Source organism: Kribbella sp. NPDC056951 (assembly GCF_042674205.1).
GTDB lineage: Bacteria > Actinomycetota > Actinomycetes > Propionibacteriales > Kribbellaceae > Kribbella > Kribbella yunnanensis.
The window spans coordinates 1-24,772 of sequence record NZ_JBHUQZ010000010.1; the positions used below are offsets into that span (position 1 = coordinate 1).

Below are 24,772 nucleotides of genomic sequence, written 5' to 3' on the forward strand. Positions count from 1 at the left end.
AAACAAGCAAAAATCAACCGCACCACCTACAAAGCCACCATCACCATCGACATCCTTGACACACCACCCTGACCACTAACTAACCGGCCTTGGGGCTAACCCCCGAGCTCGGGGGTTGCCCCCTGAGAATCTGAGCGGGCAACCCCCAGTTGAGGGGTTGACCCTTGAGTTGGGGGGTTGTGCGGCGGTGTCCGTACGGCGAAATTGGGGGAGCCGGGGGAGGGGCCGGGGTTAGGGTTCGGGGTATGCGAGTTGGAGTGTTTGGGGCTACTGGTCAGGTCGGCAGCGTGATGCGTCAGCTGCTGGTTGAGCGCTCGTTCCCGGTGGACGAGGTGCGGTATTTCGCCTCGGCGCGGTCGGCGGGGTCGAAGCTGCCGTTCGGCGACCGTGAGATCACGGTGGAGGATTCGGCGACGGGTGACTTCGGTGGGCTGGAGTTGGCGTTGTTCTCGAACGGGAAGACGGCGTCCAAGGAGTTCGCGCCGCGCGTGGCGGCGGCCGGGGCTGTGGTGGTCGACAACTCGTCGGCGTGGCGGATGGATCCCGACGTACCGCTGGTCGTCTCCGAGGTGAACCCGGAGGACCTGAACGACCTGCCGAAGGGCATTGTCGCCAACCCGAACTGCACCACGATGGCCGCGATGCCGGTCCTGAAGCCGCTGCACGCAGCCGCCACGCTGACCCGGCTGGTGGTCTCGACCTACCAGGCCGTTTCCGGATCAGGCGGTGTCGGGGTCAGCGAGCTCGAGGACCAGACTCGTGCGCTCGCCGAGGTCGGTGGCCGGCTGGCGTTGGGTACCGAAGGCATCGCGCTCCCCGAGCCAAAGGTGTACGCCGGTCCGATCGCGTTCAACGTGCTCCCGCTGGCCGGGTCGATCGTTGCCGACGGCACCGGTGAGACCGACGAAGAGCAGAAGCTGCGCAACGAGAGCCGCAAGATCCTGCACCTGCCGAACCTCCCGGTCGCCGGAACCTGCGTCCGGGTCCCGGTCTTCACCGGCCACTCGCTGAGCATCCACGCCGAGTTCGACCGCCCGATCACCCCGGCCGAGGCGATCGAGATCCTCGGTTCCGCGCCTGGCGTCGTACTGGCCGATCTGCCGACACCGCTGCTCGCGGCCGGTCAGGACCCGTCGTACGTCGGCCGGATCCGTCAGGACCAGTCGGTTCCCGACGGACGCGGCCTGGTGCTGTTCGTCTCCAACGACAACCTCCGCAAGGGCGCCGCGCTGAACGCGGTACAGATCGCGGAGCTACTCGCCAAGCGCTAGGCTCCTGCCTCCCAGGAGGTGAGCGAACTGGACCTGCGATTCCGGCTGTTGGGCACGGTCGAGGTGCGGACTGCTGCCGGCGACATCGTTCCGCTGCCCGCGCATCGGCCAGCGGTACTGCTGGCGGCGCTGCTGCTCCGGCTCAACCGGGTCGTCCTGATCGACGACCTGGTCGACACGCTCTGGGACAGCGACCTGCCCAGCGCGCCGCGCAACACCCTGCAGATCTACGTCTCGCGGCTCCGGACCGCGCTCGGCGACACCGATCGCACGCTGATCCGCACAGTTGACGGCGGCTACTCGCTGCATGTCGATCCGTCGTACGTCGATCTCGAGGTCTTCCGTTCGCTGGTACGGCGGGCTCAGTCGGCCACCGACCGCGTCGAATTGCTCGCCGAGGCGCTCGCACTGTGGCGCGCCGAACCGCTGACCGGCCTGGACACCGGCACCCTGACCCGGGAGGCCGTCCCGCGACTCGTCGAGGAACATCTGCAGGCACTCGAGTCCTCCTTCGAGGCGCGGTTGACGGACGGCGAGTCCGGCGCCCTCGTCCCCGCACTGACCGAGCTGGTCGAACGCCACCCGACCCGGGAACGCTTCTGCGCGCAACTCATGCGCGCCCAGCACGCGTCCGGCCGACCTGCCGACGCGCTGACGACGTACTCCGCGGTGTCGCGCCGCCTCCGGGACCTGCTCGGAGTCGGACCCGGGCCTGAGCTCCAGCGGCTGTACAGCGAATTGCTCACCGCAACCGACGCGGACAGCATGGTGATCCCGCGCCAGCTCCCGAGCGCCGTCCCCGGCTTCGCGGGCCGGACCGACCAACTGCACGCACTCGACAACCTCGTCGCCGCGAATCGTCTGGGTGTCGTGATCGGCCCGCCGGGCGTCGGCAAGACCGCCCTCGCGATCCACTGGGCCCGCCGCGTCGAGGACCGCTTCCCCGACGGCACCCTGTACGCCGATCTGCGTGGCTACGCACCGGATGCGGATCCGGCCGACCCGCGGGCGATCCTGCCGCGGTTCCTGGCCACGCTCGGCATCCCCTCCGATCGGTTGCCGACGACAACCGATGACCAGATCGCCTTGTACCGCAGCCTTTTGGCCGCCCGGTCGGTCCTCGTCGTCCTCGACAACGCCCGGTCGGCGGAGCAGGTCAGGCCGCTCACCGGTGCCCGCAGCTGCACCGTGGTGACGAGTCGCAACGAGCTGGGCGACCTGGTCGCGACCGAGCAGGCGGTGCCGATCCGGCTGGAGGCGCTCGACCCGGCCGAGTCCCGGAAGTTGCTCGCGGCAAGGGTTGGCGACGAACGGCTGCAGGCCGATGCCGAGAGCACCGAAATGCTGCTCGCGGCGTGTGCCGGCCTGCCGTTGGCGCTGTCGTTGCTCGCGGCCCAGATCGCCCTGCGGCCGCGATGGACCCTCAGCATGTTCGCGACCCGGCTGAACGAGGCGCTGCTGGATGCGCTGGCGGTGGCGGACGGGATCGACGTACGGACGATCTTTTCCTGGACGTACCGGCAGTTGCGGCCGGAGGAGGCCCGGTTGTTCCGGCTGCTCGGTCAGCACCCCGGGGCCGAGATCACGCTGCGGGCGGCGGCCGCCCTCGCCGGCACGTCGATCCGCTCCGCGCGCCAGCTGCTCGACGTACTGGTGGGCCAGCATCAGTTGGTCGAGATCGCGCCGGATCGGTACGCGATGCACGACCTGCTCCGGGAGTACGCGCGTGAACTCGCGGATCCGGAGGAGGCCGAGGCTGCGTTCATCCGATTGCTCGGGTATCTCGTGCACACCGGGGTGGCGGCGGCGCTGCAGATCGCGCGCGGGCGGCTTCCGGTCGACGTACCCGATCCCGATCCGTCCCTCGAGCTGGAGCTGCCGACGACGCGGGAAGAAGCGTATGCGTGGTTCGACTCGGAGCAGACGAACAGCCTCGCCGTACTGCGGGCTGCGGCCGGCCGGGCCGACGATCTGCTCTGGGTCTACGTCTGGGCGATCGCGGACTACCTCGACTTCGCGGGTCGCGCGGAGTACCTGGAGGCCGAGCACCTGGGGTTCGCGGCGGCGGTGCGGCTCGGGGATCTCCGCAAGCAGGCCAAGACCCGCCGGGACCTCGCCCGCGGCCACATGTCGTTGCGGCAGTGGGACGAGGCGATCCGGCAACACGAGCTCGCGCTCGACATCGCCGAGGAGCTTGCCGACGAGGAGGCGATCGCACACAGCTCGCTGAGCATCGGCCGCGTGCTGACCAGGATGGGCCGGCAGCGCGAAGCCATCGCCACCACCACTCGCGCGCTGCGGCTCTACGAGCGGCTCGAACTGCACGACTCGCAGGCCAACGCCCTGAACAACCTCGGCTGGTACCACGCGCTGCTCGGCGAGAACGAGCTCGCCGTCCGGTACGCCGAGGACGCGCTCAAACTCTACGAACAGGTGGAGTCCGAGTACGGCCGGGCGGTCGTCAGCGACACCTTGGCCTACGCCTTGGCCGCCGACGGCCGGCTCGATGAGGCGATCGCGGCGTACACGACTGCCATCGAGATCCATCACCGGCTCGGTCGACGGCTTGACTCGGTCGATTGTCTGACCTCGCGGGCCGGGGTTCAGGAACGGGCCGGGGATCGCGACGGTGCGATCGCATCCTGGTCCGCCGCGCTCGAGATCCTCGAGGCGGCGGACCATCCCGATGCCGACCAGGTTCGCCGCTCACTCGAAGCGGCTCAGCAGCGGTAGAAGTCCTTGGTGTAGATGCCGTTGACGGCTTGCAGGGTGTGGTCGTAGCAGCCGTTCGCTCCGAAGGACTGGAAGCGGACGGTCTGCGTTCCAGTGGCGTGCCGCTGGTCGCGCGGCACGTTGTAGATCCAGGACGCGCGGCCGTCGTACGTCTCATTGGTGAAGCCGCGGGTAGTGCGGATCTTGTCGTGGATCTTCAGGTCGGTGACCACGTCGTAGGCGTTCGGGATTGTTGCGTGCGGCAAGAAAGTGAGCAGGCCGGTCTTGCCGTAGTCGAGATCGGTGAGCTCGACCTTGCCGCCGCTGGTCACGATCGAGGTGTCGCGCCAGTTCGCGTCCAGGCTGTCGTGGGTCTCGCCGGCCGTCCAGGTGTGGTCGGACGTATTGCGTAGCGTGCGCTGGACTGTCGTCCGGACCCGGCCCGCCGATGTGTCGACATAACCGCTGATCTTGAGCGTCCTGCTAGCCGTGGTGTTCACCGACGTGGTGGTCACCTCGTCCGACTTGGTCAGCGGGGCGACGGCGTACGAGGTGAGTTTGCCGCTGGTCTGACTGCGGTGCGGGTCGGTCCAGACGTGCAGGTTCGGGACGGTGAACCAGCCGCTCTGACCAGCCGGTACGCCGTTCACGTGGACGCGGAACTCGTGCGGTTTGCCGTCGGTGAGCAGCCCGGCGAACGGCGTCAGGTCGTAGGTCAACGGCTTGATGTCGAACGCACGCGGTGCGGGGGATGGGCGCCAGGAGTACGGGTTCGACCAGCCGCCGGTGTAGATGTACGGGTAGGGGAGCGCGATCCCGGCCGGCTTGCCGTCGATCGACACGTCCACCTCCCGGTACGGCGATCCGTCCGGGCAGGAGTAGCCCGTCTCGGCGGGAGCCGACGTGTCCCAGAATTCTTCGCAGCCGCCACCCGATCCGGTCACGTACACCTCGCCGAGCAAACGGGTCGTGTTCCGCGGGAGCGTCGCCGTACCGATCAGGTCGGATTCTTCGCGGCGCTGATCCTGCAGGGGGAGTACGGCGTTCGCCGTCTTCGCGGCCGGGGTGCCGCGGCCAGTGCTGTAGAAGTCGAGGGTGACCGTGATGTCGAGGACGCCGGTGTAGGTCTCGTTGACGACGTTGCCGAGCTCCATCACGACCGGCTGCGGGGTGGTGAGCAGCGGGGCGTAGGAGGTGATGTCCTTCTCGACATCCCAGGCGATGCCGTCGGCGCTCGGCTCCGGGGTCGAGGTCCGGAAGACGCCGACACCGCCGATCGTGATGTGACCGAGGCGGTCGTACTGGACGCCCTTCACCTCGCCGTGCATCCGCAGCACGACCTTCGACCACGGACCCTGGCAGGCGACCGGGGGTGTGTAGGTCGACATGTACGGGTCGAAGTTGCGGAAGCCGTGCCGGACGATCTCCACCTCGCAGTGCTTGGTGTCCGGTACGGCGACGGCCGGGGCCGGCGTCCGCGGATCGTCGTAGTCGGTGCCGAACTCGGACGGGGGCGGGGCGGCTGCCGCGGGGATGATCTGGGCGAGCAGCAGAGCGGAGAGTGAGACAAAAGCCACAGGCCGTATGCGCATGTTGCGGAAACGTAATCGAGAAGGTGCGGGTGGGCAAGCGAGTGCCATGGCCAGGCGGCGGACCTTGCATTACTGTCCAGTTCACTTGACCCCCGATGGAGGCCAATTATGAAGCCTGTCGCCGAATCGGCCGCGCTCAGTAATCGCAAGTACACGATGGCCCAGATGTTCCTGGACCGGGTCGCGGCGACGCCGCAGCGCGAGGCGTTCCGGTACCCGGTCGCGGACGGCTGGAAGTCCGTCAGCTGGGCCGAGACCGACACCTTGGCGCGCCGTCGCGCGGCCGGTCTGATCGCGCTCGGCGTCGAACCGCAGCAGCGGGTCGCGATCGCCGCGAGCACGCGGATCGAGTGGGTCGAGTGTTTCCTCGCCGGGATCCTCGCCGCCGCCGCGACGACCACGATCTACCCGACCACGATGTCGGCCGATGTCGCCTACATCGTCGCGGATGCCGACGTACAGGTCGTGTTCGCCGAGGACGCCGGCCAGGTCGCCAAGCTGCGTGACCACAAGTCCGAGATGCCGTCGCTGCGCAAGGTCGTGCTGATCGACGGTACGCCGGAGGCCGACGACGGGGACTGGGTCATCACCCTGGCCGACCTCGACGCGCTCGGCGAAGCGAAGCTGGCCGAGGTGGACGACCGGATCGCGCAGGTCGTGCCCGAGGACCTGTGCACGCTGATCTACACGTCCGGCACGACCGGGCGGCCGAAGGGTGTCCGGCTCCCGCACTCCGTGTGGACGTACGAGGGTGCGGCGGTCGAGGCGACCGGCGTACTGAGTCCGGACGACCTGCAGTTCCTGTGGCTGCCGCTGTCGCACGTGTTCGGCCAGGTGCTGCTCGCCGTGCAGTTCCAGCTCGGGTTCGCGACCGCGATCGACGGGCGGATCGACAAGATCGTCGAGAACGCTGCGATCGTCCAGCCGACGTTCATGGCCGCCGCGCCGCGCATCTTCGAGAAGGCCCACGGCCGGATCAAGACGATGATCGCCGACGAGGGCGGGGTGAAGGCCAAGCTCTTCGATTGGGCCTTCGGTGTCGGCGCTAAGGCATCCGCGCTGCGGCAGAAGGGATCCGAGCCGTCGGGTCTGCTCGCCGCCCAGCTCGCGGTCGCCGACAAGCTCGTGCTGTCCAAGATCCGCGCCCGCTTCGGCGGCCGCATCCGCTTCTTCGTCTCCGGTTCCGCGGCTTTGGACAAGCAGCTCGCCGAGTGGTTCCACGCCGCCGGCCTGCTCATCCTCGAGGGCTACGGCCTGTCCGAAACCGCGGCCGGTTCCTCGCTGAACCGCCCCGATGGTTACCGCCTCGGCAGCGTCGGCCCGCCCTTCCCTGGCACCGAGATCAAGATCGCCGAGGACGGCGAGATCCTGATCAAGGGCGACGGCGTGATGAGCGGCTACCACAACCTCCCCGAGCAGACCGCCGAGGTGATGACCGCCGACGGCTGGTTCCACACCGGCGACATCGGTCACTTCGAGGACGGCTATCTGTTCATCACCGACCGCAAGAAGGACCTCTTCAAGACCTCCGGCGGCAAGTACGTCGCCCCCCAGGTCATCGAAGGCCGCTTCAAGACCCTCTGCCCCTACGCCAGCCAGTTCGTTGTCCACGGCAACAAGCGCAACTTCGTCTCGGCGCTGATCACCCTGGACCCCGACGCCATCACCGGCTGGGCCGCCGGCAACGGCCTGGCCGGCAAGTCCTACGCCGAGATCGTCACCTCACCCGCCGCCCAGGCCATGGTCCAGGGCTACGTCGACGAACTCAACGCCGGCCTGAACCGCTGGGAAACCATCAAGAAGTTCGCCATCCTCGACCGCGACCTCACCGTCGAGTCCGGCGAAATGACCCCCAGCCTCAAACTCAAACGCAAGTACGTAGAAACCCAGTACGCCGACGTCCTGGACGGCTTGTACAAGTAGTCCCCCCGCGCCGGCAACGCGCACTCCTTCGTCGCACGCTCCAGCCGGCGCCCCACCCACCCCTTCCACCTTTTGCAGGCTGCCGCCAGCACCCCCACGGCTACCGCCGCGACTTCGCGCTACCGCGCGCCAACGCAACGCCGCGTGCGGCGACACCGCACCGCGGCGGACGGTGGCGTGCGGGGGCGATGCGCTCGTCTAGCGGCGGTCACTCGTCGTAGGTGCGCCGCTCCGTGACGGATGTGCGGCCGGCGCGGGAGCGTTGGCTGGTGATCAAGACGGCCATGATGAGCCCCAACGCACCGGCACCCATCAGGATGTAGCCGACTACGGTCAGGTCGACGCCGCTGATGCGGTCGGAGACGGCGAACGACAGGATGCCGCCGACCGCGATCAGGAACACCGATACGCCGATACCCATGGCGTCCTCCTTGCAGAAAGCTTCGGGATGGACAGCCATGCGGTACCCCGTTGGCGCGCCTCGCTAAACCGGTCAGTCTTCCAGCGGGGGCAGGGCTGCTCGGATGACGACTAGGGCGAAGAGGATCAGGGTCAGGGCGTGGACGACTGTGCACCAGAGGCAGATGGCGTTGATGCGGAAGAGTTCGGCCCACACGAGGTAGAGCACGAAGACCACGCCGACTGCGACGCCGGCCAGCCGGGCTCGGGCCGGCCACGGGGACGCCGTGCGCCATAGGGCTGGTAGGGACAGGACGAGCATGCCTATGAAGAAGAGCAGGCCGAGCAGGGCTACTGGTACGCCGAATAGTTCGGAGTACTTCGACGACGTCACCTTCATGCAGTTGACGACACCGGTCTCGGGGCAGGCGAGCGTCGTACCGGCGGTGAAGTGTTCGTAGGTGAGGTATGCCGAGACGAGGACGCCGAGCGTGGACACGGCTAGCGTCAGCCAGGGGATCGTGCCCAGGGACGATCCCCGGGCGGTTGTCGTGCTCACTCAGCTCTTCCCGAGTTTGGTGGCGGCGGCCTTGACGGGGTCGGTGGTGCAGACGTTTGCCGGCTGGTTGTTGGTGAGCTGGCAGAGGGCTGCGGTGTAGACGTTGGCCGAGCCGTCGACTGCCTTGGCGATCGGGTTCGACGGGTCCTTCAGGGCCTCGGCGATCTCGGCCTGCGTCTTGCCGGCCAGGATCTCGGGGCTGTAGGTCGCGCCGGATCCGACGAACTTCCCGCCCAGGTCGACGAACGGGATCGACCCGCCGCTCTTCACGTACGGCGGGGCGTTGTAGGTCTCGAAGATCTTCTGGTCCTCCGCACTCGGAGTGTCCAGTGGCTTGTACTGCCCGTTCACCTTCTCGTTGGTGGTGGTCTCCAGACCGGTGAACGACAAGTACTGACTCGTGTACTTCGCGCCGTGGTACGACAGCGTGGGGGTATTCGGGAACACGTCGTCCGCGGCGGAGTGCGTCGTACCGAGGTTGGTGAACGTGCCGAACCGGGCCAGTGCGACCGACACCGGCCAGCGCTCGGCCGCGCAGTACGGGCAGAACTCGGCGCCGATGTAGAGCACCTTCGGCTTGCCGTCGGCGGTCAGCGCGGGGGCGGTGATCGCTGACGGAGCAGCCTGTACGTCGTCGCTGCCGACCTTGGCGAAGGTCTCGGCCGGGATCGAGCTGAGCGCGGTCACGATCTGCGCGTCGGCGGTCCCGGACGGTCCGGTCGCGGTCTTGTCGCTGCCACCGCCCGCGACCTTGATGAGCACGAGCCCGCCGATCACCACCACGACCGCGACCACCGCGCCGACTGCTATCAGCAGCCGCTTGCGCCGCTCGGCCCGCTGCTGCTGTGCCCGCAACGCCGCCACTCGCTCACGCGCCTGAGCCTTCTGCTCGACCCGCCTGCTCATCCCGTTTCTCCTGCCTGGTCACCAATTACAGAATCCCCCAAGAGCACAACTGCCGGTGACGCTCCGAAGTTCCGCGCGAGCCCTCAAATCCAGTCCGAAGGGAGGTTTCCACGAGGTTCGAATACTGCTCAAGAGCCCCTCGATGCCACCTACGGTCAGGCGTATGGCGGGTGCTGTGAGCTATCGAGATGTGTTCCGGGTACCGGAATTCCGCGCGATGTGGCTGGCTGAGTTGCAGTCGGTGGCAGGCGATCAACTGGCGCGCGTCGCCCTGTCGGTGCTCGTCTTCGCCGACACGGGATCGGCCGCGCTGACCGGACTGACCTACGCGCTGACGTTCGTCCCGTCCCTGCTCGGCGGCCTCTTCCTCACCGGCCTCGCCGACCGCTTCCCGCGCCGCGATCTGATCCTCTGGATCGACGGTCTACGTGGTTGCCTGATCCTCCTGGTCGCGATCCCGGCGATGCCGTTCTGGTCGCTGTGTGTCCTCGTCGGCATCGTTTCCCTGCTCCAACCGGTCTTCAAATCGGCGCAGCTCGCCCTCCTCCCCGACGTACTCGGCGAAGAACGCTTCAGCACCGGGATGGCGATCCGCAGCATCACCATCCAGTCCGCCCAGATGGCCGGCTTCGCCGGTGGCGGCCTGCTGATCGCCGTCTTCAACCCGTACGTCGTCCTGGTCATCGACGCGCTGACCTTCTTCGGCTCCGCGATCCTGATCCGCCTCCGCCTGCAACACCGCCCAGCCGCCAACCCGGCAGCGGCAGGGGCCGACCGTCGTACCGGCCGCTCATCAGCAAGCGAAACCTGGAGCCTGCTGTTCGCCGACCGCGGCATGCGCGCGCTCGTCCTGATGCTGTGGCTGATGGCCCTCGTCGCCGTCTACGAAGGCATGGCCGCCCCGTACGCCGCCCTGTTCGGCGGAAGCTCGATAACGGTCGGCATCATCCTCGCCGCGGACCCGCTCGGCAGCGTCATCGGCGCCTTCCTGTTCAGCAAGTTCGTCCCCGAAGACCGCCGCCCCGGACTGCTCGGCCCGCTCTCCATCGCCGCCGCAGCCCCGGTCGCGCTCTGCCTGTTCCAACCCAACATCGTCATCTCCGTCCTCCTCTTCGTCATCGCCGGCGCCTTCGGAACCATCGTCGTCATGCAAACCACCACCTCCATGACGCTTCGCCTCCCCGACGCCCGCCGCGGCCAAGCCATCGGCATGTCCAACTCCGGCCTCACCACCGCCACCGGCGTCAGCCCCCTCCTGGCCGGCATCCTCTCCGACAAGACCAACGCCGCCACCGCCATCGGCTGGTTCGGCCTGGCCGGCACCGCGGCCGCCGTACTGCTCGCCGTGTCCTGGCGCCGCGCGAGCCGCACCACCGCCGTCCATACGCCCTGAGTTCGTCGGCTGTTCGGGCGGAAGCCTTCGACGGCGAGCAGACTCGGCCGGGTTGCCGTCGTCGAGGGAGGACTGAGATGAGTCGGATGCGGGCTGCTCTGGTTGCGTTGGCTGTCGCGGGACTTGGGCTGGCGGGAACGTCGCCAGGGTGGGGTGCCCCGGTCGCCTGGCCGGGCGGGTCGGCGGTTGCTACGGCTGATGGCAGCAACGTGTTCGGGACGAATCTCAGCGGACTGTCGTTCCAGTCGGCAGGTGTGGTCTGGGCGGTGAAGAACGGGCCGGGCAAGGCGTATCGACTGGTTCCCGACGGGGCAGGGTGGAAGCCGGATCCGTCGGGCGCGAGGACGTTGCGCTACGCCAACGGCAAGGGCGATCCGGATGCCGAGGGCGTGGTCGCGACACCGGACGGCATCGTGGTCGCAACCGAGCGAGACAACAACGACGACAACACCAGCCTGCTGAAAGTCCTCCGGTACGACGGCTCCTCGTCGGCCTTGACGCTCAACGCAACCCGAGAGTGGAACCTCACGAGCGACCTCCCCGACGTCGACCCGAACAGCGGCCTCGAAGCGATCTCGTGGATCCCCGACACCTTCCTCACCGCCCACGGCTTCCGCGACGAGCGCACCGGTACGACGTACAACCCGGCCGCGTACGCGGATCACGGCGCTGGCCTCTACTTCGTCGGCCTGGAGGACAACGGCACGATCTACGCCTACGCGTTGAACCAGTCGACCAGCACCTACACCCGAGTCGCCACCATCCCAAGCGGCTTCGCCGAGCTGATGGACCTCGAGTTCGACCCCGCCACCGGCCGACTCTGGGCCGCCTGCGACAACGGCTGCCAAGGCCGCACAACAACCCTAGAACTCAACACCACCGGCAAATTCGCCCCCACCGCGACCTACAACCGCCCCGCCGGCATGACCAACCTCAACAACGAAGGCTTCGCCATCTCACCCACCTGCACCACCGGCACCAAAACCGTCCTCTGGTCCGACGACAACAACACCAACAACCACGCCCTCCGCCGAGGCACCCTGCCCTGCTAGTCGGAACTGCGGTTCGGGGTGCGGCGTCGTACGGTGATGAATGTGCTGCGACGGTTTTATCGGTATCTCGGGTCGGACGGCGGGAGCGTTCCGTGGGGTGTGCTGAACGGGACGCTGGCTGTCGTCGGGATTGTGGCTGCGGTGCTGGCGGACGGGCCGGTGAGTGTGCGGGCCGGGCTGGCTGTTGAGTTGGTTTGGGTGTTGGGGTTGTTGGCGGTGGCGCGGCGGGTTCGGCCTCGGCTGTTGGTGACGTCCGGGATCGGGTGGTTGGCGGCGATGCTGGTTTCCAGTACGGCGGTGCCGGTGGAGCGGGGTGTGCCGGTGGGGCTGGCGGTGGGAGCGGGGATCGCTGTGGTGGTGTCGCTGTCCACACGGTCGGGCGTGTCGTTGGAATGGGCGCCGAACAAGGTTTATGACCGGGATGACGGGCCCAAGCCGCGGATGGAGACGGCGGTGCTGGTGGTTACCGCGGTGTTCGGGGTGGTGGGGATTGTGTTGCTGGTGGTTTAGACCGGGGTGAGGGTTGCGGCGTGTTTGCCGGTGGTGAGGGATTGGCCTTGGTCGATCATCTGGGTGGCTATCCGGTCTACGGCGGCGGAGAAGGCTTCGGAGTTTTCGGGGTCCCATTCCGACAGGCGGGTGAGCATCCAGGTGCGGAAGGCGCCGACGAAGCGTTGGAACATTTCCAGGCCCGCGGGGGTGAAGCGGTACTGGCCGAGGGTTTCGGAGAGGTAGCCGGCGGCAACTAGTTGGGTGGCCAGTGGTTCCAGGACGCCGGGGGGCATCTTGAGGTCGGCGGTCATCGCGGCGAGGGTGGCGGCGCCGGTTTCGCGGCCGCCGCGGAAGACGCGCATGATCAGCCAGGCCTGGGCGGTGGTGAGGGGGAGGCCGGATTCGGCGAGGACCTCGGGGGCGGGGTTGCGTTGATGGTGCTGGACGACGAGGGCGGCGAGCTTCTGGAGTTCGTGCTCGGAGTCGAAGGAGGCGGGGGCGGCGAAGTTCTCGCCGACGTCGCGGGCGGACATCCGGGCGGTGTCGCGAAGGGGGACCTGCTTGAGCAGGAGGGCGGTGAGGAAGCCGAGGGCGGCGACCGGGACGGCCCAGAGGAAGACGACGTGCAGGGAGTCGGCGTACGCCGCGGTGATGAACGAGCGGGCGGCCGACGGCAAACCCCGGACGCCTTCGACCGTCTGGGCCAGGCGTGGGTCGATCTGCGCGCTCTGTACGGCGGGAGCGAGCTTCTCCGGAAGTTGGTGGGCGTAGATCGAGCCGAAGACGGCGACGCCGAAGGAACTGCCCATCGTGCGGAGGAAGCTGACGCCGGAGGTGGCGACGCCGAGGTCGGAGTAGTCGACGGTGCTTTGGACGACGACGGTTGGGACCGGCATACACAGACCGACGCCGACACCGAGAACCACCATGAAGCCGGCCGTCTCGACGTACGACGTGGTGTTGGTGAGCAGCGAGAGCAGGAAGAGGCCTACGCCGATCAGGATGGTGCCGATGATCGGGAAGATGCGGTAGCGACCGGTCTTGCTGATCACCTGGCCGACGAGGATCGAGGCGACCAGCAGGCCTCCGACCAGCGGCAGCATCTGTAGCCCGGACTCGGTCGCCGAGGCGCCGTGCACGAACTGCAGGTACGTCGGCAGATACGTGACACCACCGAGCATCGCGAACCCGATGATGAAGCTCATGATCGAGCAGACCGTGAACACGCCGGATCGGAACAATCGCAAGGGAAGCAAGGGTTCGGGAGCTCGGCGTTCGGCCCAGATGAACAAGGCGAGAGCGAGGACGGAGCCGGCGATCATCGCGAGGATGACGGTCGAACCCCAGGCGTACTCGTTGCCGCCCCAGGTGGTCACGAGGGTGAGTCCGGTCGCGGCCGCGCCGATGAACAGGATGCCGAGGTAGTCGATCTTCGGACTCGTTGGTGCCTTGACCGACGGAAGGGTGATCGAGGCAACGATCAGTACTACGATGCCGAGTGGGATGTTCACGTAGAACGCCCAGCGCCAGCTCAGGTGGTCGACGAACAGTCCGCCGAGCAGCGGCCCGGCCACGGTGGAGACGCCGAAGACCGAGCCCATCACGCCCTGGTACTTGCCGCGTTCGCTGAGCGGTACGACGTCCGCGATAACCGCCATCGCGGTCACCATCAGACCGCCGGCGCCGAGTCCCTGGATAGCGCGGGAGCCGACCAGCCACAGCATCGAGTCGGCCATCCCGCACAGTGCCGAACCGGCGAGGAACAGCACGACACTGAGCAGGAACATGCGTTTGCGGCCGTAGAGGTCGCCGAACTTGCCGATCAGCGCGGTCATGATCGTCTCGGCCAGCAGGTACGACGTGACCACCCAGGACAGGTGGTTCGCACCGCCCAGGTCGCTGACGATGGTCGGCAGCGCGGTGGCCACGATCGTCTGATCGAGTGCCGCGAGCAGCATCCCGAGCATGATCGCGACCACCACGGCGTTCCGGGTGCCACGTCCTACCGGCTGAGCCTCGGTCTCCATGAGCCGAATGTAACGGCCTCAGCACACTCCGCTACCACGGAATCCCGGCGATCCGATCAAGAAGCGGTCCGTAGACTGGGCGGGTGCCGTCAACGTTGCCCGAGGGGGAGGTTGCGCCCCAGGACGGGGCGCTGCCGGATGCCGCTGTCCGCGAGGCGGCCGACCGTCCGTTCGGGTTCTATCTGCACGTCCCGTTCTGCGCGTCCCGCTGCGGATACTGCGACTTCAACACCTACACCGCCAAGGAACTCGGCGGCGGTGGCTCCCAGGCGTCGTACGCCGAGACTGCGATCGGTGAGGTCCGGCTCGCGCGCAGGGTGTTGGCAGACCTCGACCGGCCGGTCGAGACGGTGTTCTTCGGTGGCGGTACGCCGACACTCCTGCCGGCCGCTGATCTCGGCGCGATGCTCAAGGCGGTTCGCGACGAGTTCGGTCTGGCGCCGAACGCGGAAGTCAGTACCGAGGCCAACCCCGAGTCGGTCGATCCGGCGTACCTCGAAGCGTTGTTGGAGGCGGGGTTCACGCGAGTCAGCTTTGGCATGCAGAGCGCTTCGTCGCATGTACTGAAGATCCTCGATCGCCACCACACCCCTGGTCGCGCGCTGCAGGCCGTCAAGGAAGCGACCGCGGCGGGCTTCGAGCATGTGAACCTCGACCTGATCTACGGCACGCCGGGGGAGTCGCTCGAGGACTGGCGTACGTCGCTGGAGTCGGCGCTGTCCGCGGACCCGGATCACGTTAGCGCCTACGCGTTGATCGTCGAGGACGGGACCCAGTTGGCCAGGCGGGTTCGGCGCGGCGAATTGCCGATGCCGGACGACGACGACCTGGCCGACAAGTACGTGCTGGCCGACAACCTGCTCAGCCGGGCCGGCCTCAACTGGTACGAGGTCTCGAACTGGGCCCGCACCGAAGACGCCCGCTGCCGCCACAACGAGCTCTACTGGCGCGGCGACACCTGGTGGGGCATCGGACCCGGCGCACACAGCCACGTCGGCGGTGTCCGCTGGTGGAACGTCAAGCACCCCACCGCGTACGCCGAACGCCTCGCCACCGGTCCCAGTCCAGCCCACGCGCGTGAGGTCCTGGACGACGAGACCCGCCGGATTGAGCGAGTCCTGCTCGAGGTTCGCCTGGCCGCAGGTTTGCCGCTCGACGTCCTCGACATCCCCGGCCGAGCCGCCGTCGACACCCTGGTCACCGACGGCCTGATCACCCTCATCGGCGACCGCTTGGTGCTCACCGATCGCGGCCGCCTGCTGGCCGACGCAGTGGTCCGGGATCTCCTGCCCTGACAAGCCGCCTTATCGCGAACCTGGTAACTGGCTGTGAATAACGTAAAGATTCAGCAGACGGTAATCGGCGTGGTTCGCAGTGTGACAACGATGCCTGGTATGTACTGACCTGCATCTTTCGGCACCGGAGAGTAATCGGCAAAGGCTTGACAGAGCCGGTGGGAACGCTCGAAACTCAGCTCACTTTCGCGATCCGAGAGCGCTCTCAACTCCGTCCAGTTCCAGGGAGCCATTTCATGCGGCGCAGATTCCGTGCCGGCCACCGCCCCATCGCCGTACTGCTCGGCTGCGCGCTGACGTTGCTGGCCGCCTCCTGCGGCGGCGACTCGACCAGCTCCGGCGACCAGCCGAAGATCGAACTGACCATCGCGACCTTCAACGAGTTCGGCTACGCCGACCTGTACGACGAGTACATGGCCGAGCACCCGAACATCCGGATCGTGGAGCGGCACGCGGAAACGGTCGACGCACACATCAAGAACCTCGACGCGAACCTGGCCAGCGGCGCCGGGATGGCCGATATCGAGGCGATGGAGCTCAGCTGGATCTACAAGTACCTGGCCCGTGGCGACCAGTTCGCCGACCTGCGCGACTACGGCGCGAACGACCTGAAGGACCGCTGGCTGGACTGGAAGGTCTCCGGCGCGACCACCCAGGACGGCCGGATCATCGGCTACGGCACGGACATCGGGCCCGAGGCGATCTGCTACCGCCGCGACCTGTTCGCGAAGGCAGGGCTGCCGACCGACCGGGTCGAGGTGGCCAAGCTGTTCGCGGACTGGCCGTCGTACTTCGCGACCGGCCGCAAGTTCAAGCAGAAGGTGCCGGGTTCGGCCTGGTACGACTCCGCGGTGCTGACCTGGGAGGCGATGCGGAACCAGCTGATCCAGGCCTACTACTCCAACCAGGACCGCTTCCTCGGCAGTGAGAACACGCAGCTGAAGAACGTCTGGGACCAGGTGGTGCAAGGCAGTGCGGACGGTCTGTCCGCGCGGTTGCCGGCCTGGAGCGAGGCCTGGAACAAGGCCTTCCGCTCCGACGCGTTCGCGACGATGGCCTGCCCGGGCTGGCTGCTCGGCGTCATCCAGGAGAACGCCGGCAGCTATGGCAAGGGCAAATGGGATGTTGCCGATGTCTTCCCCGGCGGTGGCGGCAACTGGGGCGGGTCCTACCTGACCGTGCCGAAGCAGTCGCCGCAGCAGGCCGAGGCGGCCCGGCTGGCGGCGTGGCTCACCGCACCGGAACAGCAGGTCAAGGTCTTCAAGAAGGTCGGTTCGTTCCCGTCGACCCTCGATGCGTACGACGACCCGCAGGTGAAGTCGCAGGTCAATGCCTACTTCAACAATGCACCGGTCGGACAGATCTTCGTCAACCGGGCGCGCGCGGTGATTCTCAAGCAGCACAAGGGTCCGCGCGAGGGTGAGATCAACCAGGTGTTCAGTGCGGCACTCGCTCGGGTCGACGACCGCAAGCAGCCTGCGGACGCGGCCTGGCAGCAGGCACTGAACGACGCCGAGAAGGCAGCGAACACGCGGTCGAGTGGCTGACGCCACTCGGGGTGTAGGACAGAAAATAACCCCGGATAGTAATACGGTGTGAACACACACCAACCGACACGGGGAGGGCCGATGGACGACACGGGTTCTCCCACGCTCGAGCAGGTCGCAGCACTGGCCGGGGTTTCGCGCGCGACTGTGTCCCGGGTGGTGAACGGATCGCCCAAGGTGTTGCCGGAGACGGTGGCGCTGGTCGAGCGCGCGATCGGTCAGCTGGGCTACGTGCCGAACCGCGCCGCCCGCGCCCTGGTGACACGACGGACCGACTCGGTCGCGATCGTCGTACCGGAACCGGACAGCCGGGTGTTCTCCGACCCGGTCATCGCCGGGATGCTGCGCGGCGTGAGCCGGACGCTCGCCCCGACCTCCTTCCAGCTGGTGCTGCTGCTTGAGCCTGCCGAAGGTGATGACCAGCGGTTGCTGCGTTATCTGCGCGGCGGTCACGTCGACGGCGCGATCGTCATCAGCCACCACGGCCGCGACAACGTGCTGCAGGAGCTCGCGCAACTGCCGCTGCCGATCGTGTTCAGTGCTCGTCCGCTGGGCGTCGACATCCCGGTCGCGAGTGTGGACGTGGACAACGTGGCTGGTGCGCGGACCGCGGTCGAGCATCTGCTGGGTCTCGGCCGCCGCAAGCTCGGCACGGTCGCCGGGCCGATCGACATGACGGCGGGTCTGGACCGGCTGACCGGCTACCAGAACGTGGTGACCGAGGCCGGTTTGCCGGAGGCCGTTGCCTTCGGCGACTTCACCGCCGACGGTGGCGAAGCGGCCGCGCAGGAGCTGCTCGACAAGTACCCCGATCTCGACGGGATCTTCGTGGCCAACGACCTGATGGCGACCGCCGTACTGCGGGTGCTGTCCGAGCGCGGTCGCCGGGTTCCGGCCGATGTCGCGGTGGTCGGTTTCGACGACTCGGTGATGGCGACCACGACGACCCCGAAGCTCACCACGGTTCGGCAGCCGATCCAGCAGCTCGGGTCGCGGTTGGCCGAGATCCTGCTGGCCAAGATCGGCGGCGCCGACCTGACCAGCCCCGAGGTCTACGGCACCGAGCTGATCATCCGCGACTCCGCCTGAGTCCTACGGCGGATCGTTCTGGAACAGGAACTGCACCCGGACCGAGTCGTTCAGCGGTACGACGACAGTCGTGTTCGAGGCCGTCCAGTTCTGCGGCACGAGGAACATGCGGTTCTCGCCGACCACGAGCAGCCGCAAACCGCGGTACCGGTAGTGGAACGTCTGCCCGGCACCGGGCCGGAGGGCGGTCTCCTCCAGACCCGGTGACCGCAGTGCGAGCTTCTCCTTGGTGTCCAGGATGACCACTGGGAAGCGATCGAGGTTCCGCGCATCACCCTTGGCCAGCCCACGACCGGAGTACTGCGCTGTTGTCGCAGTCGCCCAGAACGCGCAGGTCACCGTGGCGACCGCGAGCAGGCCGATCAATACGCGTGGTGCACGAGTCGCCGGATCGAGGCGACTGCGTAGAAAGGTGGCGTAGGCGAGCGCGGCAGCGGCCAGTCCGATCACCATCGGCACGATCAGCGCGTAGTACGGCAACTGCCCGATCAGCGGGAACGCGAGCAGCCCCGCCACCCCTAGCAGCAGTACGACGACGATGACGCGGGTGGCTCGCCGTACGGCGGTTGCTGTCGGGTGGATCGCGTTGTGCACAAGGAGCGCTGCCACCGCGATGAGCGTCAGCACGAGGAGTGGGACGAGCAGCGGTTGTGGACTGCGCATCACGTAGTCCTGCGTGCTCAGGCCGATCGTGTCGACGTCGATGCCGAAGTACTCGTACTGCGAGCGCGCGGAGACGTACCCGAAGTAGAAGAGCAACGTGCTGATCAGCGTCACCGGCGTGACGATGCCGGCGGCGAAGCTCACCCAGCGCTCGGCCTGCGATCGCTCGTCCGGCATCGCTCACTCACCGGTCGGAGTCTCGGGTGTCTCGGTGGGCTCAACAGTCTCCGTGGGCTCGAGTGTGGGCAGCTCGCCCGTGATGAACTCCACCTGGGTGCCCCGCTTCTTGGCCTCCTTCTGGACTTTGCGGCAGTCCTCCTCGGTATTGCAGATGACCTCGGCCTCGATGACGACGTTCGGGTCCTCGTTGCCGTTGGCTACCTGCTTCGCGCCGACGTAGCACGGCTCGAACTGCCTGTTCGAGCTGATGACCAGGCCGGGACATTGCCGACGGTCATCCGCACAGGACTCCTGGTCGAGTTTGAAGATGTTGCTCGGCTCGAGGTGGACTTCGCCGAAGGTGACGACCGTGCCGTCCGGGACCTCGCCGGCCAGCCAGGCGACCGACGCGCACTGGCTGATCCCGGCCTCGTCGGGGGCGCCTCCGACCGGCGCGGTCGCCAACGAGATGGCGGGCTTGTTCTGCGTGGTCTGCGTGCTCTCCGGATCGGTCGGTTCCGGCTTCGGTTCCTCGGTCGGCGCCGTCGTTTCCGGCGGAGACGTACCTCCCGGCGGACCATCGCCCGCCGACGTGTCGTCGCACCCCGCGACCAGCATCAGGATCGCTGCCGCCGCCGATAACGCTCTGCGCATATCGATCACCCCCCAAATCCAGGATGCGCCTGTGGGTGAGGGTCGACAAGCTCTCAGTGATTGCTCGTCCGGGCAACCTATTGTTCACGCTCCGCTGTTGCTTTCGTCCCTCTTAGTGACCAAGGTGGTACATGTGAGGCTAGGGGGACGAGACGTATGAGTGAGCATGAGATCCGGATCGCGCTGGTTCTCAACGGTGGTGTCAGTCTGGCCGTGTGGATGGGCGGTGTGACGCACGAGCTGGATCTGATCCGGCGTGCGTCCGGTTCGTCGGCGGCGCCGGGTCCGCAGCCGTACGACGAGGTGCTGGCCGACCGTTGGCGAGAACTGTGCCAGCGCGGTGACGAGCGGCGCCGGGTCGTCGTGGACGTCATCGCCGGTACGAGCGCCGGTGGGCTGAATGGATCGTTGCTGGCAACCGCGATCTCGAACGGATCGACCTTGGACCCGGGTGGTTCGGACGGTCCGTGGTTGCGACAGAAGTGGGTCGGGCTCGGATCGCTCGAGGTCGGCAAGCTCGTGCCGTCGGCCGGCGAGAAGTCGACTTCGGTGTTGGACGGCAACTACTTCTTGCAGGAGCTCGACAGTCTGATCAAGGGCGTCGCCGATGCGGGCGAGACCGCAGCCGAAGAGCCCGTCACGTTGTTCGTGACCGCGTCCGGCCTTGGTGTTCAGCAGTTCGAAGCGCGGGACGCGGCCGGCCAGCGATTCGTCGTACCGGATCATCGGTATCTGTTCCAGTTCACCAGTGAGAACACGGCGAAGTACGACGGGGCGACCCGGACGTTCACGGTCAAGGACACGAACGGGTTGAAGGACACCAAGCTGCTCGCCCGGGCCGCGCGGGCGAGTGCGTCGTTCCCGGCCGCGTTCGGGCCGGTGCTGGAGACGCCGAAGCTGGCCTCGTCGCCGCCACGGATGCAGCCGACGACCGCCGAGTCGGGTGCCTGGTTGGTCGATGGTGGCGTGCTCGACAACGCGCCGTTCGGTCCGGTGCTCGACGTGGTCGCGCGCCGGCCGGTCGCCGGACGGGCGAGCAGATACGTCCTGTACGTCGTACCGTCGGCCGGGATCGGGAGTGCGTCGACCGCGCTTCCCGAGGCCAAGGAACCGAGTTGGCGAGTGGCGGCGTTGTCGGCCGTGCAGTTCCCGCGCGAGGTGGACTTCCGCTCCGATGTCGAGCAGCTCGAGCGGTTGCTGCTGGAGGCGGATGCGTCCTGGTCCGACACCCAGCGACTCTTCGATCGTTGCATGGAGCAATCAGCTGAACGGGAGCGGCTGCATTCCGCCGCGGCCGCGCTGCAACCGGCGTACTCGCGCGGCCGGGCTGCCGGGGGAATCTGGGAGGCCGTCACGATCGCGAGCCACGACCAGTCCACCGTGCTCGACGCGGCCACCGCTTTGTCCGAGCGGGAGATCGACGAGATCCTCGCGACCGACCACCCGTGGGTCCCGGATCCGGATGGCGGGATCCAGCCGTTGCAACAGAACGGCGAGGCGCGTTGGGTGTGGGGGACCGGCGCGGCCGAGCGCGTCATCCGGCTGATCCTGCGCTCACTGCGGAACCGGATCAGTGTCGCGCCCGCCGACGAACGCGCCGAGCTCGAGCGGCGGCTGCAGGCGACCAGCGACTGTCTGCTCAAGGCGCAGGCCGTCCGCGATGCGTTGACCGAGCAGCTCACCACGGCGGACCTTGATCTGCGACCGGCCGGTGGCGCGGAGGCGGTAGCGGTCGGCCTGACCGACATCTTCGAGGACCTGCAGATCCAGCAGGCACTCGGTACGGCGTTCGCGGAACTGGTCGCGGTGATCGGCTGGAACCTGGTCGAGACCGCGCTCGAAGTGGAGATCGTTTCGCGCTGTACGTCGGCGCGGACGCCGCAGCAGCGCAGTGCGCCGTTCCAGTTCCTCCGGCTCGGACCGGACATTCCCTTGACCCTGCTGGATGATCTGCCGGCTGGATCGATCGCCGACGATCTGAAGGACCGCATTCTGTACGGCAGTCAGGTCGGGCACTTCGGTGCGTTCGGCGCCGCGGACTGGCGGCGCTGGGACTGGCTGATGGGCCGCCTGCACTGTGTGGCGCATCTCGGCGCGATGCTCGGCGCCGACAAGGACTGGATCCGGGAGACGCAGCGTCAAGTGCTGGAGGCCGAGGACTGGAAGCCGCAAGCGGTCGCGGACCGGATCCAGCGGCTGGCCGAGGACTTCCCGGCCGAGGCAGGGCTCAGTGCGCTGACGACGATGCGCGACGAGCTGAACCAGTCAGCCGAGGGACGTGCGACGACCAAAGGCCTTGCAGATCGAATGGTTGACGTCTCGGGCGGTCTCGGTCCGCAGGTGGGCAACATGGTCAAGGCGATGGCTGGTCGCAAGCACCAGCCGGAGACGTGGCTGCTGCGCACCGCGCGCTGGTTCACCAAACCGGCGCGGGAGACCGTGTGGGGCCGAGTCGTGCGTGGAGCCAAACTGACAGAGGCCAAGCGCCCACTGCTCTTCGAGCCGTGGATGCCATTGGCCGCGCTCGGTCTCGGCATCGTGCTGCTGATCGTCGCCGGCGTGGTCGACACCGCCGGGGTGCGGATCATCGCCGCCGTACTGGCCGGGATGGTGCTGGCCGCGGGTGCGCTGCTCGGTGCCCTGACCTGGTATGTACGGCGGGCGCGCCGGCTGATCAAGGCCTGGATCGAGAAGCGGTTGCCGGAGATCAGTCCAGCGTCACGAAATCGATGAGCTCCTCGACCCGGCCGAGCAGGCTCGGGTCGAGGTCGGCGAAGCTGTTCACCTTGGACAGGATGTGTTTCCAGGCCGCGGCGACGTCGGCCTGGTCGGTGGCCGGCCAGCCGAACGACTGCAGCACGCCCTTCTTCCAGTCCTGGCCGTGCGGGATCCGCGGCCAGGCCTTGATACCGACCGAGGACGGCTTGACCGCCTCCCAGACGTCGATGAACGGGTGCCCGACGATCCGCACGTACCGGTTGTCGATCTGCGCGGCGATCTTGGACTCCTTGGAGCCCTCGACCAGGTGGTCGACCAGGACGCCGAGCCGGCGGCCGGGGCCGGGCTGGAACCGGTTCACGATCCCGAGCAGGTCGTCGATCCCTTCGAGGTACTCGACGACGACGCCCTCGATCCGCAGGTCGTCGCCCCAGACCTTCTCGACCAGTTCGGCGTCGTGCCGGCCCTCGACGTAGATCCGGCTCGCCCGCGCCACCTTCGCCCGGACATTGTCGACAGCGACCGAACCGGACGCCGTACGGGTCTTCTTGGCCGGACCGGCCTTCTTCGGCGCGGTCAGGCTGACCGGTTTGCCGTCCAGCCAGAACCCCGGACCCATCGGGTACGAACGGATCTTGCCGTGCCGGTCCTCGAGGTCGACGACACCGTGCTCCCAGCGCACGATCGCCCCGACGAACCCGGACGTGGGTTCCTCGACGACCATGCCCTTCTCGATCTCGACCTCGACGGTCCGCCCGTTCTTGGGTTTGCGCCAGTCCCCACTCAGTACGTCGTTCCCATACCGATCAGCCACGCGCCAACCGTACCGGTTTGCTGAGCAGGAAATAGACAGCGAAACCGGCGACTAGGCCGACGACCCACGAGTAGTCGTACAAGGGCTTGAGGAAGGGGATCAGGCCGTCGACGGGGAAGGGGCCTTTGCCTGGTTCGGAGTGGGCGCCGCCGACAGCGAGGAGGGAACCGAAGAGGGTGGCGACGACTGCGCGCCAGTTCCAGCCGGACGAGTACCAGTAGCGGCCGGACGACTTGTAGAGGTCGGGCAGCGCGAGCGCCGTACGGTCGATGAACCAGTAGCCGGCGATCAGCACACCGGCGACCGAGGCGAGCAGGCCGCCGTAGAACGACAGCCAGACGAAGATGTAGATCGACGGGTCCGAGATCAGCCGCCAGGGCTGGATCACGATGCCGATCACGCCGGTGAGCAGACCGGCGGTGCGGAAGTTCAGCCAGCGCGGCAGTGCGTTCGCGAAGTCGTACGACGGGCTGACGACGTTGGCCGCGACATTGCACGACATGGTCGCGAGGATCGCCATGATCAGACCGATCGTGACCACGACCGGGTTCTCGAAGCGGCGGGTGAGCTCGACCGGGTCCCAGATCGCCGAACCGTAGACCAGGACCGTGCCCGAGGTGGTGATGATCGAGACCAGCGCGATGAACGACATCGTCGTCGGCAGGCCGATGATCTGCCCGATCACCTGCTGGCGCTGGCCTTTGCCGAACCGGGTGAAGTCCGGCATGTTCAGGCTGAGCGTCGCCCAGAACGCGATCATGCCCATCAGCGACGGCGCGAAGATCTTCCAGAAGTCGGCGTCCCAGCCGAGTTTCGACGGCTGCGACAGGATCGGGCCGAAGCCGCCGGCCTTGACCAGGATCGCGATCATCAGCGCCAGGAAGGCCACCGTGACCAGCGGCGCCGCCCAGTTCTCGAACCGGCGCAGGCCTTCGATCCCGCGCCAGATCAGCACCATCTGCAGCAGCCAGAAGAAGCCGAAGCTGAGCCACAGCGTCCACGGGTGACCACCGACCGCGGACGCGTCGGTCCAGCCCTTGCCGAACAGCTCGCCGACGATCACGTAGATCGCCTGCCCGCCGATCCAGGTCTGGATCCCGAACCAGCCGCAGGCGATGAACGCCCGCAGCAGGGCCGGGAAGTTCGCCCCGCGGACGCCGTAGAAGGCGCGCGCGAAGACCGGGAACGGGATGCCGTACTTCGTCCCGGCGTGGCTGTTCAGCAACAGCGGGACGAGCACGATCAGGTTCCCCAGGGTGATCGTGACGAACGCCTGCAGCCAGTTCATCCCGAGCGCGACCAGCCCCGCGGCCAGCAGGTAGCTGGGGATGTTGTGCGCCATCCCCATCCACAGGGCGGCGTAGTTGTACGTCGTCCAGTTCCGGTCGCGGAGCCGGGTCGGAGCGAGCTCCGCGTTCCCGTACCGGCTGGTCGCGATCGCGTCCGGATCGGTCAGTTCGACCCGGCCGTCGGGGTGCGTGGTCTGCTCAGTCGTGGCCATGGATCA

The 24,772-nt window shown here is 67.5% G+C and carries 19 protein-coding genes; 10 read left to right on the top strand and 9 right to left on the bottom strand.

Translation table 11 applies throughout. From position 1 onward, the window contains the following. Nucleotides 1–245 precede the first annotated feature (245 nt). Together ACFTSF_RS30995 and ACFTSF_RS31000 are read left to right on the top strand one after the other, a co-directional pair. Nucleotides 246–1,271, top strand: a complete 1,026-nt coding sequence (locus ACFTSF_RS30995; RefSeq protein ID WP_380157856.1) for an aspartate-semialdehyde dehydrogenase — start codon at nt 246–248, stop codon at nt 1,269–1,271. A gap of 18 nt (nt 1,272–1,289) precedes the next feature. Further along, nucleotides 1,290–4,004 (top strand): BTAD domain-containing putative transcriptional regulator, encoded by a 2,715-nt coding sequence (locus ACFTSF_RS31000; RefSeq protein WP_380157858.1) that lies wholly within the window; start codon nt 1,290–1,292, stop codon nt 4,002–4,004. On the opposite strand, the gene ACFTSF_RS31005 is transcribed toward ACFTSF_RS31000, so the two are convergent. Continuing rightward, nucleotides 3,992–5,575, bottom strand: a complete 1,584-nt coding sequence (locus tag ACFTSF_RS31005) for a peptide-N4-asparagine amidase (RefSeq protein WP_380157860.1) — start codon at nt 5,573–5,575, stop codon at nt 3,992–3,994. The two genes, ACFTSF_RS31000 and ACFTSF_RS31005, sit on opposite strands and share 13 nt — an antisense overlap. Before the next feature lie 108 nt (nt 5,576–5,683). On the opposite strand from ACFTSF_RS31005, the gene ACFTSF_RS31010 reads away from it, so the two are divergent. After that, nucleotides 5,684–7,498 (top strand): AMP-dependent synthetase/ligase, encoded by a 1,815-nt coding sequence (locus ACFTSF_RS31010; protein WP_380157862.1) that lies wholly within the window; start codon nt 5,684–5,686, stop codon nt 7,496–7,498. A 208-nt stretch (nt 7,499–7,706) separates the two neighbouring features. Here ACFTSF_RS31010 and ACFTSF_RS31015 read toward each other — a convergent pair whose 3' ends face one another. From ACFTSF_RS31015 to ACFTSF_RS31025, 3 genes are all read right to left on the bottom strand, one after another. Then, nucleotides 7,707–7,919 carry a DUF6458 family protein gene (locus ACFTSF_RS31015; protein WP_380157864.1) on the bottom strand — a complete coding sequence of 71 codons (213 nt, stop codon included), beginning with the start codon at nt 7,917–7,919 and terminating at the stop codon, nt 7,707–7,709. A gap of 72 nt (nt 7,920–7,991) precedes the next feature. Further along, complete coding sequence (locus ACFTSF_RS31020) at nt 7,992–8,456, bottom strand: vitamin K epoxide reductase family protein (RefSeq protein WP_380157866.1); 465 nt, start codon at nt 8,454–8,456, stop codon at nt 7,992–7,994. Then, nucleotides 8,457–9,362, bottom strand: coding sequence for a DUF929 family protein (locus tag ACFTSF_RS31025; RefSeq protein WP_380157868.1), 906 nt, complete (start codon nt 9,360–9,362; stop codon nt 8,457–8,459). A 163-nt stretch (nt 9,363–9,525) separates the two neighbouring features. On the opposite strand from ACFTSF_RS31025, the gene ACFTSF_RS31030 reads away from it, so the two are divergent. The 3 genes from ACFTSF_RS31030 (at nt 9,526) to ACFTSF_RS31040 (ending at nt 12,317) form a co-directional block, all read left to right on the top strand. Beyond that, nucleotides 9,526–10,755 (top strand): MFS transporter, encoded by a 1,230-nt coding sequence (locus ACFTSF_RS31030; RefSeq protein WP_380157870.1) that lies wholly within the window; start codon nt 9,526–9,528, stop codon nt 10,753–10,755. A gap of 77 nt (nt 10,756–10,832) precedes the next feature. Then, a complete protein-coding gene (locus tag ACFTSF_RS31035; RefSeq protein WP_380157872.1) occupies nt 10,833–11,807 on the top strand; it encodes a hypothetical protein in 975 nt (324 codons plus the stop codon). Between the two features lie 42 nt (nt 11,808–11,849). Then, the gene (locus ACFTSF_RS31040; protein WP_380157873.1) at nt 11,850–12,317 is read left to right on the top strand and encodes a hypothetical protein; all 468 of its coding nucleotides are present in this window, start codon (nt 11,850–11,852) and stop codon (nt 12,315–12,317) included. Here the strand turns inward: ACFTSF_RS31040 and ACFTSF_RS31045 are convergent. Further along, nucleotides 12,314–14,326 (bottom strand): DHA2 family efflux MFS transporter permease subunit, encoded by a 2,013-nt coding sequence (locus ACFTSF_RS31045; RefSeq protein WP_380157875.1) that lies wholly within the window; start codon nt 14,324–14,326, stop codon nt 12,314–12,316. The two genes, ACFTSF_RS31040 and ACFTSF_RS31045, sit on opposite strands and share 4 nt — an antisense overlap. Nucleotides 14,327–14,409: 83 nt before the next feature. Here ACFTSF_RS31045 and hemW point away from each other — a divergent pair, with 83 nt between their 5' ends. From hemW to ACFTSF_RS31060, 3 genes are all read left to right on the top strand, one after another. Further along, nucleotides 14,410–15,621: a radical SAM family heme chaperone HemW gene (gene hemW / locus ACFTSF_RS31050; RefSeq protein WP_380157877.1), complete on the top strand. Its 1,212-nt coding sequence runs from the start codon at nt 14,410–14,412 to the stop codon at nt 15,619–15,621. A gap of 236 nt (nt 15,622–15,857) precedes the next feature. Then, on the top strand, nt 15,858–17,168 hold the full coding sequence (locus tag ACFTSF_RS31055) for an extracellular solute-binding protein (RefSeq protein WP_380157879.1): 1,311 nt from the start codon (nt 15,858–15,860) through the stop codon (nt 17,166–17,168). Between the two features lie 81 nt (nt 17,169–17,249). Beyond that, nucleotides 17,250–18,257 carry a LacI family DNA-binding transcriptional regulator gene (locus tag ACFTSF_RS31060; protein WP_344154271.1) on the top strand — a complete coding sequence of 336 codons (1,008 nt, stop codon included), beginning with the start codon at nt 17,250–17,252 and terminating at the stop codon, nt 18,255–18,257. A 3-nt stretch (nt 18,258–18,260) separates the two neighbouring features. Here ACFTSF_RS31060 and ACFTSF_RS31065 read toward each other — a convergent pair whose 3' ends face one another. Continuing rightward, nucleotides 18,261–19,097 carry a hypothetical protein gene (locus ACFTSF_RS31065; RefSeq protein WP_344154268.1) on the bottom strand — a complete coding sequence of 279 codons (837 nt, stop codon included), beginning with the start codon at nt 19,095–19,097 and terminating at the stop codon, nt 18,261–18,263. Nucleotides 19,098–19,100: 3 nt separating this feature from the next. Further along, entirely contained in the window at nt 19,101–19,733 is a 633-nt protein-coding gene (locus ACFTSF_RS31070; RefSeq protein ID WP_380157881.1) for a hypothetical protein, read from the bottom strand. 156 nt (nt 19,734–19,889) lie between these two features. On the opposite strand from ACFTSF_RS31070, the gene ACFTSF_RS31075 reads away from it, so the two are divergent. Next, nucleotides 19,890–22,466, top strand: coding sequence for a DUF3376 domain-containing protein (locus ACFTSF_RS31075; RefSeq protein WP_380157883.1), 2,577 nt, complete (start codon nt 19,890–19,892; stop codon nt 22,464–22,466). Here the strand turns inward: ACFTSF_RS31075 and ACFTSF_RS31080 are convergent. Beyond that, nucleotides 22,441–23,265, bottom strand: a complete 825-nt coding sequence (locus tag ACFTSF_RS31080) for a DUF3097 domain-containing protein (RefSeq protein ID WP_344154262.1) — start codon at nt 23,263–23,265, stop codon at nt 22,441–22,443. The genes ACFTSF_RS31075 and ACFTSF_RS31080 overlap by 26 nt on opposite strands. Then, a complete protein-coding gene (locus tag ACFTSF_RS31085; protein WP_380157885.1) occupies nt 23,258–24,766 on the bottom strand; it encodes an NCS1 family nucleobase:cation symporter-1 in 1,509 nt (502 codons plus the stop codon). The genes ACFTSF_RS31080 and ACFTSF_RS31085 overlap by 8 nt, the downstream gene beginning before the upstream one ends. Nucleotides 24,767–24,772: the final 6 nt, after the last annotated feature.

Coding starts and splice junctions, on each gene's coding strand:
- ACFTSF_RS30995 (WP_380157856.1), top strand. CDS start 246: ATGCGAGTTGGAGTGTTTGGGGCTACTGGTCAGGTCGGCAGCGTGATG.
- ACFTSF_RS31005 (WP_380157860.1), bottom strand. CDS start 5,575: ATGCGCATACGGCCTGTGGCTTTTGTCTCACTCTCCGCTCTGCTGCTC.
- ACFTSF_RS31010 (WP_380157862.1), top strand. CDS start 5,684: ATGAAGCCTGTCGCCGAATCGGCCGCGCTCAGTAATCGCAAGTACACG.
- ACFTSF_RS31015 (WP_380157864.1), bottom strand. CDS start 7,919: ATGGGTATCGGCGTATCGGTGTTCCTGATCGCGGTCGGCGGCATCCTG.
- ACFTSF_RS31025 (WP_380157868.1), bottom strand. CDS start 9,362: ATGAGCAGGCGGGTCGAGCAGAAGGCTCAGGCGCGTGAGCGAGTGGCG.
- ACFTSF_RS31030 (WP_380157870.1), top strand. CDS start 9,526: ATGGCGGGTGCTGTGAGCTATCGAGATGTGTTCCGGGTACCGGAATTC.
- ACFTSF_RS31035 (WP_380157872.1), top strand. CDS start 10,833: ATGAGTCGGATGCGGGCTGCTCTGGTTGCGTTGGCTGTCGCGGGACTT.
- ACFTSF_RS31045 (WP_380157875.1), bottom strand. CDS start 14,326: ATGGAGACCGAGGCTCAGCCGGTAGGACGTGGCACCCGGAACGCCGTG.
- ACFTSF_RS31055 (WP_380157879.1), top strand. CDS start 15,858: ATGCGGCGCAGATTCCGTGCCGGCCACCGCCCCATCGCCGTACTGCTC.
- ACFTSF_RS31060 (WP_344154271.1), top strand. CDS start 17,250: ATGGACGACACGGGTTCTCCCACGCTCGAGCAGGTCGCAGCACTGGCC.
- ACFTSF_RS31065 (WP_344154268.1), bottom strand. CDS start 19,097: ATGCCGGACGAGCGATCGCAGGCCGAGCGCTGGGTGAGCTTCGCCGCC.
- ACFTSF_RS31070 (WP_380157881.1), bottom strand. CDS start 19,733: ATGCGCAGAGCGTTATCGGCGGCGGCAGCGATCCTGATGCTGGTCGCG.
- ACFTSF_RS31075 (WP_380157883.1), top strand. CDS start 19,890: ATGAGTGAGCATGAGATCCGGATCGCGCTGGTTCTCAACGGTGGTGTC.
- ACFTSF_RS31085 (WP_380157885.1), bottom strand. CDS start 24,766: ATGGCCACGACTGAGCAGACCACGCACCCCGACGGCCGGGTCGAACTG.